Raw genomic sequence first — 20323 nt, 5'->3', positions numbered from 1 at the left:
ATCCACGGGTGTTTCGTAAACAGTCACATAGCCTCCTTGCGTGCGCGTGCGCGCTGTCTGTAGGCGCGCACGCCGGCGACGTCCTTCGTGTCGAGCGTGTCTGCGCCGCTCGCGGCGGAGCGCGAGGCGAGCGCGCGAATCGTGGCGAGCGAGAAGAAATCGACGAGCGGCGCAACCGCCACGCCCCGCGACGCCAGCAGCGCGCGCAAGCGCACGATGTGCATCGAGGTCGCGCCGGCGTCGAAGAACCCTTGTTGCGGATCGATGTCGACGCCGACCACCTCGGCGAACGCATCGAGCATCGTCGCTTCGAGCGACGCGTCGCGCCGCGCCGCAGCCGCGGCCGCGACCCGTGCCGCCGGGGCCGGCAGCGCGGCCAGCCGCGCGCGATCCACCTTGCCGTTCGCCGTCAGCGGCAGCGCGTCGAGCACGGCGACGTGGTGCGGCTGCATATAGGCGGGCAAATGCAAAACCAGCTCGGCGCGCACCGCCGACACAATGTCGCCGCGCCGCTGCGGCAACGCGACCACGTGCAACTGAATCACCGTCGCGCCGCTGCGCCGGACCACCGACGCCACCGCGCGCGAGATGCCGCCCGCGCGCATCGCGGCGGCCTCGATCTCGCCCAGCTCGATCCGGTATCCCTGCACCTTGACCTGGCCGTCCATCCGCCCCAGCAACTCGAGTTCCCCATTGGGCAGCCAGCGCGCGAGATCGCCCGTCCGGTAAAGCCGTCTGCCATCCCCATCGACGAAGAAACGGCGGGCGGTTTCCGCCTCGTTGCCGAGGTAGGCGAGCGCGAGGCCGCATCCGCCGAGCAGCAGTTCGCCGGCGACGCCGTCGGGACGCTCACGCCCGTCGGGCGCGCGCACGAAGCACTGCTGGTTCGACAGCGGCTTGCCGTACGGAATCGAAGCCAGCGCCGCGTCGGCCGGCGCGATCGGGTGGACGACCGACCAGATCGACGCTTCCGTCGCACCGCCGAGGCTGATCGGCTGGACGTTCGGGAACGCGTCGTGCAGCCGCTCGGGCAGCGTCGGCGCGATCCAGTCGCCGCTCAGCAGCGCGAGCCGCAGGTGCGGCGAGCGCGGCACGGCCACGTCGAGCAACAGTTCGAGCACGGCCGGCACGGAATTCCAGATCGTCACCTCGGCATCGCGCAACGCCTGCGAGATCGCATCAGGATCGCGCGCGCGCTCGGGGAACACCACGGTGCCGCCTGCCCCGAGCAGTCCGAATATGTCGTAGACCGACAAGTCGAAAGCAAGCGACGATACGCAGAGCGCCCGATCGGCCGGGCCGACGGCGAAACGCGCATTGATGTCGTCGATCGTGTTCGCCGCGGCTTCGTGCGTGATGACCACGCCCTTCGGGCGGCCCGTCGAGCCGGACGTGAAGATCACATAGGCAGCGTCGTCCGGGCCCGCATCCGCCACCGGCGCGGGCGCGACGCGCGCGAGCGGACGGTCGAGGCGCAGCGACGGCATCGGCAGATCGATGTCGCCCGTCGTCACGACCGCGTGACGGGCGCCCGCCTCACGCAGCAACTCGTCGATGCGCGCCGACGGCCAGGACGGCTCGACCGGCAGATAGGCCGCGCCGGCCAATTCGATGCCGAGCAGCGCCGCAATCGCGCGCGGCCCCGGCTCGACGACGGCCGCCACGACATCGCCGCGCGCGACGCCGAGCCGCTGCAGCGCGCTGCCGATGTCTTCTGCGTCGCGCAACAGCGCGCCATAGGTCAGTGCCGCACCGCCCTGCCTCACGGCGACGGCATCGGGGCGCGCATTCGCTTGCCTGACGAACGCCGCCTCCAGACGACGCGGCGCGCGCTCGACCTCCGTCGCATTGGTCGCCGCACGCCGTGCGGCCTCGTCCGGCGCAAGCTTCGCAACCACGGGCAGCTCGACGGCCGACGGCTCGGCCGCGATCGTCGCAAGCGACTCGACGAACGCGGCGAACATCGCGTCCACCATCCGTTCGGGAAACAGCTGCGTGACGTATTCCCACATCACGACGAGACGCTCGCCGCGCCGACCGAGGATGGCATGCAGCGAGACCTGCGGCGTCGGATTGGCCATGTCGACCACCCGCCCGAGCGCGTCGAGCACTGCCAGATCGTCCGCCGGGTCGCCCGACAGCAGGCTCGTCAGGACCACCGGCATCAGCACCGGCGCGCCGTTGCGGCGACCGAGCTCGCGCAGGATCGCCACGCCGGAGCACCATGGCTCGTCCAGGTCGGCCCAGACTTGCCGCTGCACCGCCCGGGCAAGCTCGACGAACGAAGCGTGACGCTCGCGCAGGGAAAGCAAGGTATTGCTGGTGTAGTCGCCGATCGCTTCCCCGGCTTGTGCCGCCCGGGTATTGCAGGTCACGTTGAGCGTGAACTCGGGCGCCGCCGACCACAACCGCACGACGTCGGCGAACGCGGCGGTGCACAACGAAGCGAGCGTGACGCCCAGCGCCTGCGCGCGCGCCGTCAGCGCCGCGGACAGCGGCTCCGGCAATTCCCGGCGAAGATTGACAAAACGTGGGTCGACGACGTCGGCGAGCGCCATCGCCGCCGGCAACTCCGGCGCGGGCGCAATCGACTCGACGCGGCGCAGCCACGCTTCGCGGCGTTCATCGGGCAACGGCGGCGGCGCGGGCGGCACGATGCCGGGAGACGGCTCGCGAGACGCGCCGTGCGCCAGTTCGCGCACCAGCCGCAAAAAGCTGCGCAGGTCGCCGGCGAGCAGCCCCAGGCGCACATGCAGAACGGACATCGTGTCCGTGATGCGGCTGAAGCATGCGGCGACGGGGCGTCCGTTGCCGTCGGCCAGTTCCGCACGCACGGCGCACAAGCGCTCGGCCAATGTCGACTCTTCCAGATCGCGCAGGTCCTGCTGAGGCAGGACCGGATCGTAGGCGTGCGCCTCGAAGACCGCGCGCCCGTCGCCGCGCACCGCCATCCGCAGCGCGGGGTGGCGTTCGACAAGCTGCGCCAGCCGCCGGCTCAGATCGGGCACGCGGGCGTGGTCGACTTCGAAATCGACGCGAATATGCGGTTGGACACTACCGAGCGGCACGCCACTTTGCTGGCCGATCCAATAGGCCTGCTGCATCTCGGACAACTCGAACGGCTGGTCAGCCTCGTAGTGCCTCGGCGCCGCGGGGGCCGCAGTCTGCGCGCTGTGCCCGTCGCTGATTTCGCGCCTCAGACTATCGGCCGAAGCGGCGAACAGCGTCGCGAACGTCAGGTCCACACCGTGGCGCGCGCGCACCGACGCGGCCAGCCGCGCGGCCGACAGCGAATCGAGCCCGAGGTCGATGAGCCGGCTGGCCGGCTGCGCCGCAGCCCCCGGCACAAATCGCGCGATCTCGGCCAAGATAGCGTCGCCGGCCATGCCGCCACCGTCATCGGCAACGATCTGCAAGTCGCCGCGCGCAAGCGCGTCGCGCGTCGCCGCCCGGCGGGTCTTGCCGCTCGACGTACGAAGGATGTTCCCCCGCCGCAGCAACACGATGCGCGCCGGCGCGACGCCGTGTTCGTTCATCAACGCCGAGCGGATCACCGGAATGATCGCGCGGGCCGCCGTCTCGTCGCAGCCGCTGCGCACCTCGGCGCCGACCAATATCCCTTCGCCGTCCGCGCCTTCGATCGCCGCGGCGAATACCCGCCCCATCCGGATGGCGGGGTGGCATCCAGATATGGAGTCCTCAATATCATGGCAATAAAAATTCCGGCCGCCGACGATGATCAGATCCTTCAGCCTGCCTGCGACGAACAGCGAGCCGTCGTGCACGAAGCCGAGATCGCCGGTCCGCAGCCACGGACCTTCGCCGTCGTCGAGTCGCGCGCGAAAGATCCGCTGCGTTTCTTGAGGACGACGCCAGTAGCTCCCGGCGACGGTTCGCCCGCTCACCCAGATTTCGCCGATGACATCCGGCGCACACGGCCGGCACGTTTGCGGATCGACGATTCTCACACGCGTGTCGATCAGGCTGGTGCCGCACGATGCGAGTTCGACACCGTCCCGATGCGGGACGACGCGGCCGAGCGCCAGCGCATCGCGCTCGAAACGCGCGCTGCGCATCCCCTCGCCACGGCGTCCCGACGCCACCTTCAGGGTCGCTTCGGCCAGCCCGTAACCGGGGGTCACCACCGATGGCCGCAAGCCGAACGGCGCGAACGCCGCCTCGAAGCGGCGTACCGTCTCGCAACGAATCGGTTCGGCTCCATTGAGCGCGAAGCGCAACGAGGAAAGATCGGTTTCGGGCGCGAGATCGGCCGCTCGGTCCGCGCACAACGCGTACGCGAAATTGGGCGCCGCCGTGTGCGTGCCGCGCACGGTCGCGATCGCCCGCAGCCATGACATCGGTTGTGCGATGAATTTTTCCGGCGGCATTAGATACGCGGTGAAGCCGCAGTACAACGGCGTGAGAATGCCGTAGACGAGGCCCATGTCGTGGAAATACGGCAACCAACTGACCATGACGCTGTCGGGGTCGTGCAGCGCGGCGCTGTCGAGGTCCCTGATCGTCGCGCGCAGCCCCGAGTGCGTCACGGCGACGCCCTGCGGCGTTCGCGTCGAGCCGGACGTGTATTGCAACAGGGCGGGATGGTCGTCGGTGACCACGCTCAGGAACGGCGCGCGACGTTCACCGTCGTCCGTGCGCATCCACTGAATACCCGGCAGCGCCTCACGCTCCTCGGCGGTCAACGCGATAGCCGCGCCGCAATCCTGCGCGATCGCGAGCATCGTGTCGCGGCCATGCCGAGGCGCCACGGGAACAGGAATCGTGCCGGCCAGGCAACAGCCGAAGAAAGCGGGAATGAAATCGAGAGGATTCCGAAAAGCCAGCATCACGCGATCGCCGACCGACGCGATGCGCGCCAGGCGGAAAGCAATCGCGGATGCGCGTTCGCATAGACACGCATTGGTCAAACAAACGTCTTCCGATGAGCCGACGGAAGCGAACGCAGGAAAATCGGGGGCCGCTTCGGCACGCGACATCAATTGCCCGGCGATCGACTCGGCGCCGGAATACGTGGAAGAGCGACCGTTCCGAGCCTTGTCGTCGACGGGAGGCGGGGGCGATGCGCCGATACGAGAGGTGCTCATGACGTCGCTTTCCTATTTCGGCTTTCGTTCCGGCTGGCGGTGCAGACGCGCCGAAGGGGGCCGCATGCCGCCGCGCGCGGAGGATGAAGCGCGCGCCATCCTCTTCGCTCAGCGCGGCGCGCGCTGGAATCATCGGGCTTCATGCGCTGGCGCCCGATCACGCATCCGCCCGTCGGTAGTTCTCGGCTGACACTGCAAACTTGCCGGCTCACATCGGAAATCATCGAGTATCTCCTTGTCACATCTACATCGATATCCGGCTGCGCAAGAACATTCACGATCACGTCGACTGCGAGCTGCTGTCGCCCGAAATCGGACATGTCACGTGCCGAGCATCGACAGATTGCCGGACGCCCCCTCGTGAATGACCGGGCTGTCGGCGAAGGCCTCTTGCCAGGAATGGCCGCGGTACGTGAGTCTCGATGCGTGCGCTGCGGGAAAAGACATGTGCCGTCACGCGTACGAACATAATGCGAGCGGCTCCGACTTGACCTCGCTTTTGATATAAACATCGTCTCCGTGCTTGACCGCTTGAGCAACTCTTTATCAACGCTCGGATATGCGCTCACATTGTCTATATCCGCGTTTCCTCGTCCCCATCACCATTGCGGAAATTTGATCAAAATTGCTTTCTATCCGTCCCGATTCCTTGGAAACATGCGCATAACCAACATCTAATTGATCATCAATTGACGATGATTAGAAACAAATCGAAAATTATTTTCGATGTTCAGGTGAATTATTTCCCGTTTAGCATATACCGCATTTCGTTTAGCGATGGCATTTCCGGCCACTCGTGGTGCCCACGATTCAGCGACGCTGCATCGTCCAGCGTATCGAAATCCCGCAGCTGCCTCGCGCCTCCCTACGCTGCCAGCGCACCAGCCCCGTGCGCTGCAAGACGAACGGAACGCACGCTCGGGCTGATCGATGGACGAACCGGGAAATCGGCGAGAGAGCAACATTGCCTGCCCTTGTGGCGATTGCACGAGGGCGCATGCCGACATGGCGCAAAGTCTATCGAAATTGGGGCATGTCCCATCAATGCATGCGCACGGCTTCATCGCATCCATGTTGCATTCGGAATAAGATAATGCAATCGGCAAAAGTCATTTTTATCTCGTGAGACGACCATCCAATTTATTCAACTCTGATTCCGATTTGAACGTTTTTTGTTTATATAAGTCACATGGCGCTGAGGGTCGCGAACCAACAGGAAAATGCAAAACGGCTATCGGAAGCCGTTCGGCGATATGCGCCATTGATTCCCGTCTGTTAGCGAATGAAAAGTGATTCTTCGCTTTCCCAATCAAGGAGCCAGAAAGATGCGCACAGCGATTTCTTAAATCAAGCATTCGCTTCGCCCACGTCACAGCGAGTTCGCGCGAGTCCGCGGGAAGCGCCTCCGCTCGCCCACCGCCTTCGAATCCGGCCGCATAGCATTGGATCATGTGCAACAACATCACACATTCCGCCCGCACTCCATCCGGCGCCTCCCGGCTCTGTTCAAGCGCTTCCTTGCGGAACACGTCGAGCATCACGCAAAGCGCCCCTTTTCGCTCGAGCTTTCACCCGTGACTCCGTTTGTTGCAAGCATAAGAAACTTGAGGCCACCCATGCATTCCGTCACTACCCGCGACAACTTTCCCGTCTCAGCCGATGCGCCCACATGGCTTCACTATCAGGACCGCGATCATGCGAGAGTGACTCCGCTCATGCAGACCGACGTATGCGGCATGTACCGGTGCGAAGTATTGTCCGAGACATACCAGGTCGAGATCGAAAGCAATCGCCACCTGTTTTTCCTATACGACCGGCACGCCGTGTCCACGGGCGGCACGTGGATCGACGGACGGCGCGTCGCGGGGCCACGCCGGCTCGACGTCGGGCTCGACTACTTGCCGCCGCTGCACACGCTCAGTTGCAAGGGCGGCTCCGGTGGGAAGGTCAGCTATTTCATATTTGCCGTGGATGCTCGCGAAACGGGCTTCATGGACAGTGCGTCATCGATGCTCAAGCCGGCGATGAACGTCACCGGCGAGGTGTTGCTCAAGCTCATGCGACACGTCGTGGACACATCGACCAATCGCCATAGATGGCCGTACTTTCACGATCACATGGCAGTCGCGCTGCTGTCCGAGATGCTCCGGCTTCAATCGACCGAAGACAACGCGAGCGGCAAGAGATTCTCCAGCGCGCAGCACCGCAGACTGACCCATCACATCGACGAAAATCTGAATTCGTCGATCACTTTGAGGGACCTGGCTGGCGTGGTCGGGCTAAGCGTGTACCATTTTTCCCGTACGTTCAAGCATCATTTCGGCGTGCCGCCGTGCAAATACATCACGGAAAGGAGAGTCGAGAAAGCTAAACGGCTGATGCGCCGGGGAAATATGCGGCTGCTGGACATCGCGATCGAAGTCGGCTTCCAAAGCAACACTCAGCTGTCGCGCTCGTTCCGCCGGGTCACCGGCCAATCTCCGCGCTGCTATTTGATGTCCGTTGACGAAGTCGCACAAAGTACGTAGAGCGAAATACAGTCGTCACGATTTGGCTGACAACGATGTTGCCTCGCGTCGCAGTCGCTCGTGCTGCGCGACTCATACCGTTCGATCAACGATTCGCCACAAGCGAAACGGAGTCGTCGCCAGCACGAGGGCCGCGTGGCCGTCATAGCGGGCTCAGCAAATGGGCGCTTGTTGGGCCGGCGGAATCCAGAATGAGCCCGAGGCCGATCGCGATTGCGTGCCGCGAACGCCTCCGGAGGAAGTTGAGGGTCGGCCGGGATTCGAAAATATGCGAATCCTGGCCGACCCTCAGGGAGGTCCGCAATCGACGTGTGCGGATTCGCGGGCTGCTGGCGCCAGCGCCGAGGCGTCCCTGCAGGAGTGCGTGAAGTGATCACGTTGTCGGCTGGCGCCCGCATCCGGCTTGCGATAGTTAGCGTGTCCTTCCTGCTATTCGATGTGTCGTCGAGGCGCAGCTGGTTGTACCGCTGCCCCTTGATTTCCTTCGTCTTGATGCCGGACAGGTAACGGTTGCCCGGCAGCCGGCCCGTGTGGCTGAACGTCGCCAGCGGATGCGCGCCGTTGCTCAGCACCCCGATGATCACCAACCGGTCCGGATCGCCGCCGACACAACCGAGAAGGACTTCCATGCCGACGCGCGGCAGAAACGATGCCCCAAAATTCGTTCCCGCGAGACTCGTCGCGACGCGAATCGGCGCGCTATCGCCCGCATTGTCGGTGGTGCCCGTGACCTGCGCGTGCGCGTGGTCCGCCGGATCGAGGCCGTGAATCCGCACGCGCACGCGGCCGTCCTCGTCGCAGAACACTTCTTCGTCCTCCGTGCCGACGATCGTGCCCGTCAGCAGATGCACTGGCGGCAAGTCCGTTCGCGGATCGTACGCGGGCGCAAGCGGCACGCCGCGGCGCACGCAACTGAACGTGTTCTTGTAACGCGTATCGGCATCCTCCGCGAGCGCGGCCGGTAACGCAGGAGCTGCCTGCGCGAGATTGCGGCTCGCCGCGAATAGCGCCTGCACGCGTTCGTTGAGTCCTTTCGGCAGGTTGTTCCAGACGGCGTGGTCGATCGACGTGATCACGAACTGGCGCTTGTCGGCGAGTTGCTTGTCCCATTCCGGTGCGCCCGTCAGCGTGATCCACGCACCCACGGCAAGATCGCGCACACTGCTGACGCCGTCATAGCGTTCGGCTTCGAACTCGTGCGCGAGCATGCGCGCGCGGGTGAGCCGCTCGTGATCGCTCCAAGAATCGCCCGCGTGCGGGATGTCGATCGCGACGTCGGTCAGCAACTTGGCCAGGTCGTTGCCTGACTCGCCCTGATCGAGACTCGAGCCGACGGTCGATTCGTCTATCCTCGCCTTCTTGTAGTCCCACGACGGCCGGCCGGCCTTGCCCGGAACCAGTTGCCGGTGCAGCGCGAACAGCGTGACCGTGTCGCGTTGCTCGGTGCCGCCGTCACGCGGATGCAATCGAACCGTGCCGGCGGGCGCTTGAGGCAGCGACATCGGATCGTCGCAGCATACGAGCGTATGCACCGGCGTTTCGTCGTGAACGTTCTGCATGCGCTTCGCCGGGCCGGCCTTCACAAACACGGTGATCCCTTCGCGACGCAGCAGGCGACGCACGAAGTACGCGTCCGACTCGTTGACCTGCCGCGTCAATTCGCGGGGCGGATAGCGGTCGGCGCGCAGGTGGGAAAGATCGAATTCGAACGCGCGCGCGAGAGCCGGACTGCGCTGCTGCCACTCGTTGAACAGCGCGATGAGAATGTCGACGACGTTCCGCTTTCGAAACACGCGCGAATTGGTGCGCTTGTCCATCGGCGACAACGCATCGCACACGGTCAACTGGTACACGCAGAGTTCGCCGTCGCTTTGTCCGATCTGGACGTCGCTCACGATTGCGTTCATCGTGTGCGGCTGTCCGCGGTCGGTCATCAGCCGGATCGAGACCGGCATGCCGAGAAACACACCGGGCGGCAGGTTGCGGCGGGTCGACACGCAGGCCAGACTTCCGCGAATCCCGAACTTCCGCTACGGCGTGACGCCGACAGCCAGCCGGCTCTACAGCCTGGTGCGCAAGGGCAGCATGAGCACGCCGGCCGACGTGCTGAACCGTTTCTGGCAGGATCTGCGCGACAGGACGCGCGTGAAAATTGACCACCCGGATCTGCCCGACGTCATGAAGCAGGTTGCCGCCGAGGCGGTGCTGACCATCTGGCGGGCGGCCTCGGAGCGGGCCACGACGGAGCTTGCCGCGCTACGCGCCGAAGCGAGGCACCAGACTCACGAAGCCCAAGCCATCCGCGATCAGACTATCGTCAGCCTTGAAGCGGCGCAACAGGAAGTGGTCACCGCTCAGGCCCAGCTTGATGCAGGTCGTGCGCAGCTTGCAGAAAGTCGCGAGGCGCTATCCGCCGAGCGGCAGGCACACGCGGCTACGGACGCCCGTCTGCAGGAGACACGCCGTCAGCTTGACGACGCGTCGCATCAGCGTGCACAGCTCAAGATCGAATTCGACATCGAGCTCGAGCACGCACGGGAGCGCGCCGAAGCCGCCGAGACACGCGCGCTTGCTCACGAAAAACGTGCCCTGCGGGAAATCGACCAGGAGCGCACGGCCCGCCAGAAGAGCGAGAAACACCTCGAAGAACTGCGCGCGCAACTGGCAGCAGCGAAGGACCACCTCAAGGACATCGCCGTCCAGCACGCCGCAACACTTGCCACATCGCGCACGGAACTGGGCCTTGCAAACCAACAGACTGAAACCGCCGTTCACCAGTATCACACCACGATCGACGAACTGGCGCGCACCCGATCGCTCCTGCAGGAAGCACAGTCGCGCGCCGGACGCGCTGAAACAGAAGCAGAAATCACGCGAAGACTCGTCGGCGAACTCAGCCAATCATCCGCGGCACGAACCAGCCACCGAACAAAGGCGACCTGATTGCCTTTCCGTTCCGTTGATCCCCAAAGGCAGATCTGTGTTCCCGCGCTGTATGAGAAGTACCCAATCCAGCCTGTCAGAAGAGCCGACCGGCAACTGGTCGCGCCTACCGACGAAATGGGCGGCCGGCGGCAACACCAAAGTGCGGGCGCGGAGCTCAAGCAGACGTCGCCGGCGGCCTGTGGCATATCCTGCTGAACGGACATTACACCTTTCAAAGCGACAGCGAAATCGACCTCGACCCACTCGCGGCAGGGCTGAAACTGAAGTGACGGAAATTTCTGGGATTCCGCGGCGAAATCTCTACCACCAAGTCAAACTAATTGGTATGATGATTTCCGCTCGCATTGGCGAGCGCTTTAATTCTTCTTAATATATTGGTTACCTTACAGGATATCGTTATGACGAAGATTAATATTGAACCTACCCTTTCATGCCAATCGAACGATGCATATCAGAGCCCGATCGGTGCTCCTGTCAAGATGCAAAAAATTGGCATCGAGCCATCGCTGTCCTGTCAATCGAATGATGCCTATCAGTCACCGATCGGCGCTGCTCAGAAGTAAAACGTTGATGTATTGCTGATGAAAGCCCGATGGCTGTTGTGTACCAGCCATCGGATAGGAAAGTCGTATCCTCTTCGGCCAGTCATATGGAAATCAAATCCAACCCTCTTTTTTTTATTAAAATAATAGATGGAAAATTGATTTTGTGGGATTACAGGCAGCATGACCAGTACGAAATATCGTCAGGCCATGTACAACGTCTTCTCGAGTTCTCTCAAGGCGCTGCTGTTTCGGACTCCGTGATCGATAGTGAAATTATAGGTAGCGGAATCCTGAAGGATGACTCACGGAATTTCAAAGACTGGGGCTGGGACTGTCTGTCGCAAATATTTCATATAGGCACGCAGATCGTATTGGAGGACGGCGCTCATCTACCAGTCGATGATGGCTACGAGGGATACGTTGCTTACTGTGCGTCGATAAGCGACAAAATTCCGGAAACGAGGTATCAACGCGAGGGAGAATTGTTCGAACTCCCAGTCGCACGGCATAAATTTCCCACTGCACCAGGCCTTACTGAAGTATTGATGCAGCGACGCACTAGTCGCTCCTTCGTCACGCAGACGATACCGCTGCAGACAGTGGCCGATGCTCTCTACTGGACATTCGGAACAGTCCACGGCGACACGCGTGAAGACATGCGGGCTGCAGGACTCCAACCGGTCGGTTACCGACGAACGTCCCCTTCCGGCGGGTCGCTGCATCCGAGCGAGGCGTATCTGGTCGCTTTGCATGTGGATGGATTGCGGGCCGGAATCTATCACTATCGCGCGAGTACGCATCAGTTAACGTTAGTAACGCACGATATCGACGGCAACACACTTGGTCGCTTGCTATGCGCACAAATGTTTGCCCAGAACCTGGCATTCGGGGTTTTTATGACGTCCCGTTTCGACAAGATGTGGTGGAAGTACCCGCACTCCCGTGCCTACCGCGTCGCGCTTTTGGATATGGGCTGCCTTGCCCAGACTTTCCAGCTCGTAACTACCGGCCTTGGCCTGAAATCTTGGCTGACAGGCTACTTCCTTGACAGAGAAATCAATCGTCTGCTGGCCGTGGACGAAATCAATGAATCAGTACTGTTTTTTGTGGGGGCTGGCGAGGGGGCCGATACGCCTTTCGCCCCCGAGGTGCTGACTGCTGTCGAAAAGCTCAGAAACGCGTCCTGAGAGACATTCCCATGCTCATTCTCGGCTTTAAGCCTGGACACGACGGGCACATTGCGAGCCTTGAAAATGGCGTCCTGAAATTTTCGTATGAAGCGGAAAAAGATACCAATCCGCGTTATGCCCCTGTCGATGTCGATCTGCTGATCGACGCTTGCAGAGCAGTTGATCGGATCCCGGATGTGATTGCCGTGAGCGGGTGGAGCAAAGGGATTCGGCCTGATCAAGGTGCGCCAATTGGCGGTGGCTATCTGGGTCTCGCTCGGCCGCAGGTTTTGCCAGCCTCATTTTTCGGCAACGAAATTCGTCGGATAACGGACTCTCACGAGCGCTCGCATATCATGTGTGCTTACGGCATGTCGCCGTTTCCTCAAGGGCAAGCGTGCTACGTATTGGTCTGGGAAGGATATATCGGCTCATTTTACTTTGTAGATGAATATGTCAATATCGAACGACTGTGCGATGTCATGCCTTACCCAGGTATTCGATATGCGTTCGCATATGGTGTTGCCGATCCTACCTTTAATTTTCGCAGTGGGCAGGTCAGATTGGGCGATGCGGGCAAAATGATGGCACTCGCTGCATTCGGCCAACGCGCGGATGGATCGAGAGGCGAGCGCGAGTTCGTTTCGAATATGTTGTCGAGTACCCTGACGCTTGATGCGCTCGACAAAAGACAGTTCGCAGAATCCGAGTATTTCAACATTGGCGTTGAGCATCCTGCATTCAAAAATCTCGCACGTGCGCTATCAGATGGCATTTTTGAGCGTTTCCTCGAGCGCATAAGGCCACTTGTCAATCGAAAGATTCCGCTGTTGATTAGTGGCGGATGTGGGCTGAATTGCGATTGGAATCGAGCTTGGGTGGATAGTGGCCTTTTTCCCGATGTGTTTGTACCTCCGTGTCCGAACGATGTCGGATCGGCAATCGGCACTGCGGTTGACGCTCAGCTTGCATTGACGGGCCACGCGAAAATCGAATGGGATGTGTATCGAGGTCAAGCATTTATCGACGATCTGGACAACATCGATGGCTGGCGTCAAGAGGTGATGGGCTATCGTGAGGTCGCCGCACTATTAAACCAAGGCTCTATCCTCGGATGGGCAAGCGGCAGGGCGGAAATTGGCCCGCGAGCACTGGGAAATCGTTCGATCCTGGCTGCTCCGTTTGCGAAGACTGCGCTCACCCGTCTGAACACGATCAAACGCCGGGAGTCGTTCCGGCCGATCGCTCCAATCTGCCTGGAGGCGTGCGCGCAAGATCACTTCGACCTGCATGCGCCCAGTCCGCACATGCTGTATTTTGCACGGGTCAAACATAACGACCTACAGGCTGTCACGCATGTCGACGGTTCCGCTCGCCCCCAAACAGTCAATCCCAGCCAAAATCCTCGGATTCATGCTTTGCTTGAGGCGTTTGAGAGGGAATCCGGAACCGGCGTACTATGCAACACCTCACTGAACTTCAATGGCGCAGGTTTCATCAACCGGACCAGCGATCTCGCACGATATGCTGTCGAGACGGGACTGGACGGCTTTGTGGTGAACGACAAACTGTACGTCAAGAACAAACCGCTTTGAAGCGTGGAGCTTATGCGTTCGACTATTGCCTTATTCTCGGTTCGAGGTTATCCGCCGTTCTTCTTCGGACGTATCTTCAATTCCATCGCTGTTTGGGTCGACTTCACGTTGATCTTTTCGCTGATGTCGTTTCATTATCACGCGAACACCAGCATGCTAGGCCTGACCGCCGCATTGTACGGACTTCCTGGATTGCTTGTGGGACCTTTCATCGGCGCTCTCGCCGATCGGAAGTCACCCGCGTTGATCATGGTCATTAGTGCACTCGCTCGTCTCGTAACGTCGCTGGGACTTGCGTTTGCTCCCAATGAGAGCGTTTTCGTTGCCTGGGTATTGATCAAAGGTATCAGTAATCTCGGCACGATACCGGCTGAACAGATCGTGATCCGGCGTCTCTTATCCGATGAACAGATCGTCTCAACCGTCGCGCTGACCTCCGTCGTTGATCAGTGTACGAAGATCCTGTCTCCTCTGCTCGGCGCAGGACTGTCGTTCGCTTTGCATTCTCGAGGCGGGTTCGCGTTGACGGCTTGTCTGGCGATTGCGTCCGCAGTTTGCGCAATCGTCGTCGCCCAAACCGTGGGCTGGCGGGACGTAGCAAGGCAAGCGCAGCGGCGCTATCCGGACTTCAAGCTAGTCCGTCGCGTCTTGGCCGAACACCCTGCGCTGGCGACTTCACTTGGCCTGATGTTGACGTTTTCGGCAATCCTTGGCATGTACGATTCGATCGTGGTCGTGCTACTACGCGATCACGGATTGCCTGCTGCCGCGTTTGGCACGATCGTCAGTTTCACCGCAATCGGTGCAATCAGTTGTGCCACATTATTGAAAAAGGTACTGGCGCGTATTAGCGAAGCTAAATCGATGGCGGCCTTCCTAGCCGGCTTCAGCGGTACGGTCGTTGTAGCAGGCTTGCTAGCCCTCCTCACCACGAATTTGAACCTCGTTGTGTTGTGCGCTCTTTGGTACGTCAATGGTTTCTGCTACGGCGGTGGTGTAATGTGCTACTCCATCTCGATGCAACGAGAAGCGCCACGCGACGCACTTGGCGTGTTTTCAACGTCGGGGCGAAGCTTACAACTGGCTGCTCTAGTGATCGGACCAGTGATCGGGGCATGGATTGCCCTACGCTTTGGCCTCGCAACAACATTCATCGGGTCAGGAACATTTGGACTTGCAGCAGCAGCCTACGCAATGCTCACGTGCACTGACGTCCTGTCTCGTACACAGGCAGGCAGCACACCTGATTAGGCAGCCTACAGGCTGAGAAGCGACTATATGGGCTCCGCAACGCGCGCCAGCGCGCCAGCTGCGGATTTGGTCGGTACCGGTTAGCCGGCAACCACAGTCCTGCGCGATTCCATTGCACACGTTGTGGCGCGAACGTTCTTCTGGGGTGGTGAAACCACTAGGCCGACAGGCAATCTCTGTATGCCAATCGCTTGATCCTGATGGGTGTCTCGCGCGATCCGTCGATGGAATGAAGAAACGGGCGTGATCGGCAACCACATCCGGTCATTAAAAGAATCCGGGAATCGTTTGTTCAGGCAGTCGAGGGGAGCGGTTGCTTGACACCGGACCTGCTAATGGGCGACTCGAGAGGGGCTGGCCCTAACCCTTGTCATGCCTGAAAGCCACCACGGCGGCCCCAATAAAGGCGACCTGATTACCCTTAAGTGCACTTTCCGTTTCATTGATCCCCAAAGGCCAAATTTCTGTATATTCGTGGTTGTCGAGTAACCATAAATTTCATCGAATATATTGATGATATTCTGAATTTCAGTGATCGACGCACGTTATATCCTAACTACTATAAATTTAATTGATACCACCGTGGATATTGCATACTTGGGCGTGTCCGAGATATCGTCGATGCTTAAGCGGCGGCTTCTCTCCGCGGTTGAGTTGACTCGGATCATGCTTTCTCGCATTGATACAGTCGACCCAATCATGCAGGCATACATCCGGGTAACGGAAGCTTCCGCGCTCGCCGAAGCGAACCGAGCCGAGCGGGAAATCGCGCGTGGGATAGATCGCGGGCCCTTGCACGGTGTGCCAGTGGCAGTGAAGGACATTTTTGACATGAAGGGAGTGCCAACAACGGCAGGCATGGCAATTCGCGCCAATGCCCTTGCGACGGAAGACGCCACAGTCATTCGGCGATTGCGCGAAGCAGGTGCTGTGATACTCGGTAAGTTGTCTATGACGGAGGGCGCTTACGCGGAACATCGGGCGCCGTTCCCGACACCACGTAACGCGTGGCACGCCGACTATTGGCCTGGTGCGTCGTCGAGCGGTAGCGCGGTTGCCGTATCCGCCGGTCTCTGTTACGCAGCGCTCGCATCCGAAACTGGCGGCTCGATCCGCCTGCCCGCCGCTGCCAACGGAGTTACGGGTATCAAGCCTACTTGGGGACGTGTGTCTCGCCATCGAACGTTCGAGCTTGCCTCGACCCTCGACCACGTTGGTGTGATCGCTCGATCGGCTGCTGACGCTGCGGCCGCTCTTGGAATTGTCGCCGGCCGGGACCCCGCCGACCCGACTACGTCGCTCCGCGCAGTGCCTCAATTTTCCGTCGAGCCGTGCCATGACCTCGAAGGCGTTCGGCTTGGCGTCGACACGTCGTGGCTCGGCGCGCGCCTCAGCAACGTGATGTCCCTGGCGATCTCCGATGCCATTGCGACGCTCTCTGACCTCGGCGCGACGATCGTGGAGGTTGCGCTACCAAATGTCGAAGAAATGATCTGGGACTGGTTTCCGGTATGCGCGGTACAAGCGGCAGTCGCACACGATACGACCTACCCATCTCGCAGAAGCGAATACAGTCCGAGTCTCGCGACGCTGATTGAGCAAGGACGCGCACTGCCGGGCACGCAGTACCAACGATTGCTGTTGCGCCGTCAGGAGTTCCGAGGCAGGCTGCTGGCGTTGTTCAGTCAAGTCGATTTCGTCGCGCTGCCTGTATTGCCGGCTGGCGTTCCGACGATCGAACGCATGTCTAGAATTGACGACGAACTTATTGCGGACATCCATCGATTCACATGCCCATTCAATATGGCCAGTTTGCCTTCCGTGGTCTTGCCCTGCGGATTTTCTGCAGACGCGATGCCGCTGGTTTTTCAGTTGATCGGTGCACCATTTTCTGAAGCAGAATTGGTGAACGCATCCAACGCATTCCAATCCGCGACTGACTGGCATGCGAAACACCCGGTAGGCGCGTGAGAGGGCCAGAATTCTCCAGGCAATTCCAAATAATTTTTGCCAAAGCTCGTGCCCATGATTCCCGTGGATTGGCCTAACCTTAATGTCACGACGTGTCTCCCACGATATTTCGTCAGTACACACATCAAATTCATCACAAGTTGTCGCAGTACATATCATATTGAATGCGTCCTCGAGATACGACGACGGTGGTCGATGCACTTGCATGTTGAGTTGATGCTGACCAACATCTCGAAATAAAAGAGTGATCGCCGTTTCGGCGATCGCGCCCCCCCCTCTGAGGAAAACCGGATAGAAGCAGGCGATGGTCTGAGACCAGTAAATACGTTTCTCTGCCTCGTGTCCGCAGATGCCCATGACGCCCCCCCCAATTTGATGGCATGGCCTATCGATCGGCAGATCGAGACAATTTCAAGTGCTTTAAGGACTATCGGTTTGTCGACCATCGTCCCGTCAACGGAGACTGCTTCGCCACCACTCGCCTGCGCGGCTCTTACGACACGGCGTGCCCATTCCGTTTCCTTGTCGGAATAGGCGAATGGCCTCGGCGCGGCTGCGGAACCATTCCCGGTTCAGCAATTCGTCACGCAGCTTGCCGTTGAAGCTCTCGACGAACCCGTTTTGCCACGGACTGCCCGGTGCGATGAAGGCAGGACCGATGGCTACAAGAAACGTCTCAAGTCAGTGGCGCTCCTGGTTGATGTCGAGCCACGGCATCCGCGCCTTCAGCGCGACGAACTGCGAGCGGCCGCCCGACAGCATGATGTCGGCCTTCGCGTCGCGCAGCATCGCGTACATCTCGCGCGGCGTCATGTCGTCGATCATGTGCGCGTCGTCGCCCATGATCTCCTTGATTTTTTCCTTGTCTTCCTTCGTGCTCTTCTTGATGCTGGTGCCGACGATCTCCATCCCCGCCTCCTGCAGCGCGGCGACGACCGACCACGACTTCACGCCGCCCGTGATCAACAGCACGCGCTTGCCGGTGAGGCGCGCCTTGTAGTGCGCGATACGCTTCCACGCACGCGCTTCCTCGGCCTCGATCAGGCGCTCGGTGCGATCGATCAGGCCGGCGTGCGCGCCCTGCTGCACGAGCAGCTTCGCGATCTGCCGCAGCGTGTCGCTCATGTCGCCGATGCCGTAGAACGAACCTTCAAAATACGGAATGCCGTAGCGCTGCTGCATCTTCGTCGCGATGTTGATCATCGACTTCGAGCACACCATCATGTTGACCTTCGCGCGGTGCGAGGCGGCGATCTCGTTGTAGCGGCCGTCGCCGGAGATGCACGACAGGACCCGGACGCCGAGCGCGTCGAGGAGCGGCTTCGTCTGCCACAGCTCGCCCGACAGGTTGTACTCGCCGATGATGTTGATGTCGTACGGCGTCGTGTACGCGGGCTCGCGCGTGCCGATTACGTAGTCGAGGATCGCCTCGCCGCCGAGCTTGTTGCCAAGGTTCTTCGGCCCGGCGAAGCCGGGCGAGTTGACCGGGATCACCGGCTTGCCGAACTTCTCGGACGCGCGCTTGCAGACGGCCTCGATGTCATCGCCGATCAGCGCGGTCACGCAGGTTTGATAGACGAACACAGCCGGCGGATCGTATTTCTCGATGATCTCGCGCACGCTCTTGAAGAGCCGCTTCTCGCCGCCGTAGACGACGTCGAGCTCGTTGATGTCGGTCGTGAAGCCCGTGCGGTAGAGCTGCGATCCGGACGAGGCCGAGTGCCGGTTGTCCCACGAGTTGCCTTCGCACGCGATCGGGCCGTGCACGAAATGGGCGACGTCGACGATCGGCTGCAGCGCGATCTTCGCGCCGTCGAACGCGCAGCCGCCCCCGGCTGCGCCGGGCGACAGCTGCTTCGTGCAGCCCTTCTTGCGCTGCTTCTCGCTCTTGCCCTGGTTCTTGTCGCAACCCGGCTCGTCGAACACTTCGGCGATCTTGGCTTTCAGCGATGCGGACATGTCGGGCTCCTTACGGGATCGGGCAACGGGATAGCCGCAAGTTCCATACCACGCGCCGGAACCGCATGAACACCGTGCGCAGCGGCACGCCGGACGGCGCGCGTTGTCGGTATCGAGACGCGCTTTGGACGATTTGAACGGATTGCGACAATCGACGGTGGCGCGCGGGCTCGGCGGCCGTCGCACGATCGACGACGGGGACGACACGCGCGCGACGCCGACCCGCTCAACCGTTCCCGCGCTCGATCGCGACCGCCCGCGCAATCGCTCGGGCGCGCGTCGAGCGACGCGCGGGATGACGCGGGCGCCTGCACCACCACATAGGCCGCGAGCGCGCGGCGCCACCACCCCGCCTTCGGGTGGTCGGCGGCGTCATGACCCGCGCCGCCATGCCCCCGCGGCGTAGTCGCACGCGCAGACGAGCAGCCACTGCTCGAAGCGTTGCGGCTGCGCATCGGCGCTCACGCGGTCGAGCAACGCCGCGCCCGCGCGCATCTCCGTCGCACGATGCACGCGGTCGTGCCTCGACAAGCGTGAGCGCCGTGAGATCCGTCACCGGCGGGGGCAGCTCGTTGCGCGAAGCGATCGCGTCGCCGCCGAGACGGTCATCGCCGCGAAGGCGGCCGGCCGCGGCTATCGTGCGGGCGAGCTGAAGGCGTACAAGTCGAAGCTCGACGCGAGCTTCGTGATGAAGGATCTGCGCAAGTACCGCGACATGCCGAACACGCTGCACCGCAATCCGCAGTTCTTCACGACCTATCCGGATCTCGTCGCGAACGCCGCGCGCACGATGATCACCGTCGACGGCGTCGACAAGAAGAGCAAGGAGCGGTCGATCATGTCGAGCTTCCGCAAGAGCCGTTCGCTCGCCGGCCTCGTCGGCGACGCATACAAACTTTGGAGGGCATTTCGATGAGCACCGTGACAGTCAACGTCGAGGAGAAGCTGTTCCAGAACCGCTACCGCGTCGACGCGGGCCGGCCTCACATCCGGATCAAGGATGCTGACGTCTGCCTGAACGAATGCGGTCTGAAGAGCTGCACGTTCGTCTGTCCGGCGTCGTGCTACAAGGCCGAGGGCAACGGCTCGGTGACGCTGATCACCGACGGCTGCCTCGAATGCGGAAGCTGCCGCATCCTGTGCAGCGACCATCAAAACATCGAATGGGAGTATCCGCGGGGCGGCCACGGGGTGCTGTTCAAGTTCGGTTGAGGGAACACTACCGCCAGCCGAACATAGCCTGTTATGGTGCGC

10 protein-coding genes and 3 pseudogenes are annotated in these 20323 nt (G+C 61.4%); 8 read left to right on the top strand and 5 right to left on the bottom strand.

The genetic code is table 11. The features are described from left to right. Positions 1–23: 23 nt before the first annotated feature. A complete protein-coding gene (locus tag X946_RS06045; RefSeq protein WP_235363999.1) occupies positions 24–5105 on the bottom strand; it encodes a non-ribosomal peptide synthetase in 5082 nt (1693 codons plus the stop codon). Between the two features lie 1616 nt (positions 5106–6721). On the opposite strand from X946_RS06045, the gene X946_RS06035 reads away from it, so the two are divergent. Beyond that, positions 6722–7633, top strand: coding sequence for a helix-turn-helix transcriptional regulator (locus tag X946_RS06035; RefSeq protein WP_235363998.1), 912 nt, complete (start codon positions 6722–6724; stop codon positions 7631–7633). Positions 7634–8064: 431 nt separating this feature from the next. Here X946_RS06035 and X946_RS06030 read toward each other — a convergent pair. Continuing rightward, positions 8065–9654: pseudogene (locus tag X946_RS06030) on the bottom strand (type VI secretion system Vgr family protein); the annotation flags it as partial. Between X946_RS06030 and X946_RS30395 the strand changes: the two are divergent. From X946_RS30395 to X946_RS06015, 5 genes are all read left to right on the top strand, one after another. Next, a complete protein-coding gene (locus X946_RS30395) occupies positions 9587–10576 on the top strand; it encodes a DNA-binding protein (protein ID WP_442854587.1) in 990 nt (329 codons plus the stop codon). The pseudogene X946_RS06030 and the gene X946_RS30395 overlap by 68 nt on opposite strands. 595 nt (positions 10577–11171) lie before the next feature. Further along, complete coding sequence (locus tag X946_RS06020) at positions 11172–12311, top strand: SagB/ThcOx family dehydrogenase (protein WP_235363997.1); 1140 nt, start codon at positions 11172–11174, stop codon at positions 12309–12311. Between the two features lie 11 nt (positions 12312–12322). Further along, entirely contained in the window at positions 12323–13888 is a 1566-nt protein-coding gene (locus tag X946_RS30390; protein WP_081989384.1) for a carbamoyltransferase C-terminal domain-containing protein, read from the top strand. 12 nt (positions 13889–13900) lie between these two features. Continuing rightward, entirely contained in the window at positions 13901–15139 is a 1239-nt protein-coding gene (locus X946_RS30385) for an MFS transporter (RefSeq protein WP_059645659.1), read from the top strand. 582 nt (positions 15140–15721) lie between these two features. Then, positions 15722–17110, top strand: coding sequence for an amidase (locus X946_RS06015; RefSeq protein ID WP_038744872.1), 1389 nt, complete (start codon positions 15722–15724; stop codon positions 17108–17110). A gap of 540 nt (positions 17111–17650) precedes the next feature. Here the strand turns inward: X946_RS06015 and X946_RS30380 are convergent. The 3 genes and pseudogenes from X946_RS30380 to X946_RS34985 all read right to left on the bottom strand — a co-directional run. After that, a pseudogene (locus X946_RS30380) lies at positions 17651–17761 on the bottom strand (integrase core domain-containing protein); the annotation flags it as partial. A 30-nt stretch (positions 17762–17791) separates the two neighbouring features. Beyond that, the gene (gene nifE, locus X946_RS06010; RefSeq protein ID WP_038744929.1) at positions 17792–19069 is read right to left on the bottom strand and encodes a nitrogenase iron-molybdenum cofactor biosynthesis protein NifE; all 1278 of its coding nucleotides are present in this window, start codon (positions 19067–19069) and stop codon (positions 17792–17794) included. 372 nt (positions 19070–19441) lie between these two features. Continuing rightward, a complete protein-coding gene (locus X946_RS34985; protein WP_156439864.1) occupies positions 19442–19582 on the bottom strand; it encodes a hypothetical protein in 141 nt (46 codons plus the stop codon). 73 nt (positions 19583–19655) lie between these two features. Between X946_RS34985 and X946_RS30375 the strand changes: the two are divergent. Together X946_RS30375 and X946_RS06000 are read left to right on the top strand one after the other, a co-directional pair. Beyond that, a pseudogene (locus tag X946_RS30375) lies at positions 19656–19985 on the top strand (FAD-dependent oxidoreductase); the annotation flags it as partial. Continuing rightward, on the top strand, positions 19982–20281 hold the full coding sequence (locus X946_RS06000) for a ferredoxin family protein (protein WP_038744928.1): 300 nt from the start codon (positions 19982–19984) through the stop codon (positions 20279–20281). The pseudogene X946_RS30375 and the gene X946_RS06000, both read left to right, overlap by 4 nt. Positions 20282–20323: the final 42 nt, after the last annotated feature.

The organism is Burkholderia sp. ABCPW 111, from assembly GCF_000773065.1.
GTDB classification, from domain to species: Bacteria; Pseudomonadota; Gammaproteobacteria; order Burkholderiales; family Burkholderiaceae; genus Burkholderia; species Burkholderia savannae.
Note: the sequence above shows the minus strand (reverse complement) of the source record. Positions and strands in the feature narration are given on the sequence as shown.

Excerpts from the sequence above, each read along its gene's own strand:
- X946_RS06045 (WP_235363999.1), bottom strand. The coding sequence starts at position 5,105 with ATGAGCACCTCTCGTATCGGCGCATCGCCCCCGCCTCCCGTCGACGAC.
- X946_RS06035 (WP_235363998.1), top strand. The coding sequence starts at position 6,722 with ATGCATTCCGTCACTACCCGCGACAACTTTCCCGTCTCAGCCGATGCG.
- X946_RS30395 (WP_442854587.1), top strand. The coding sequence starts at position 9,587 with ATGCCGAGAAACACACCGGGCGGCAGGTTGCGGCGGGTCGACACGCAG.
- X946_RS06020 (WP_235363997.1), top strand. The coding sequence starts at position 11,172 with ATGGCTGTTGTGTACCAGCCATCGGATAGGAAAGTCGTATCCTCTTCG.
- X946_RS30390 (WP_081989384.1), top strand. The coding sequence starts at position 12,323 with ATGCTCATTCTCGGCTTTAAGCCTGGACACGACGGGCACATTGCGAGC.
- X946_RS30385 (WP_059645659.1), top strand. The coding sequence starts at position 13,901 with ATGCGTTCGACTATTGCCTTATTCTCGGTTCGAGGTTATCCGCCGTTC.
- nifE (WP_038744929.1), bottom strand. The coding sequence starts at position 19,069 with ATGTCCGCATCGCTGAAAGCCAAGATCGCCGAAGTGTTCGACGAGCCG.
- X946_RS06000 (WP_038744928.1), top strand. The coding sequence starts at position 19,982 with ATGAGCACCGTGACAGTCAACGTCGAGGAGAAGCTGTTCCAGAACCGC.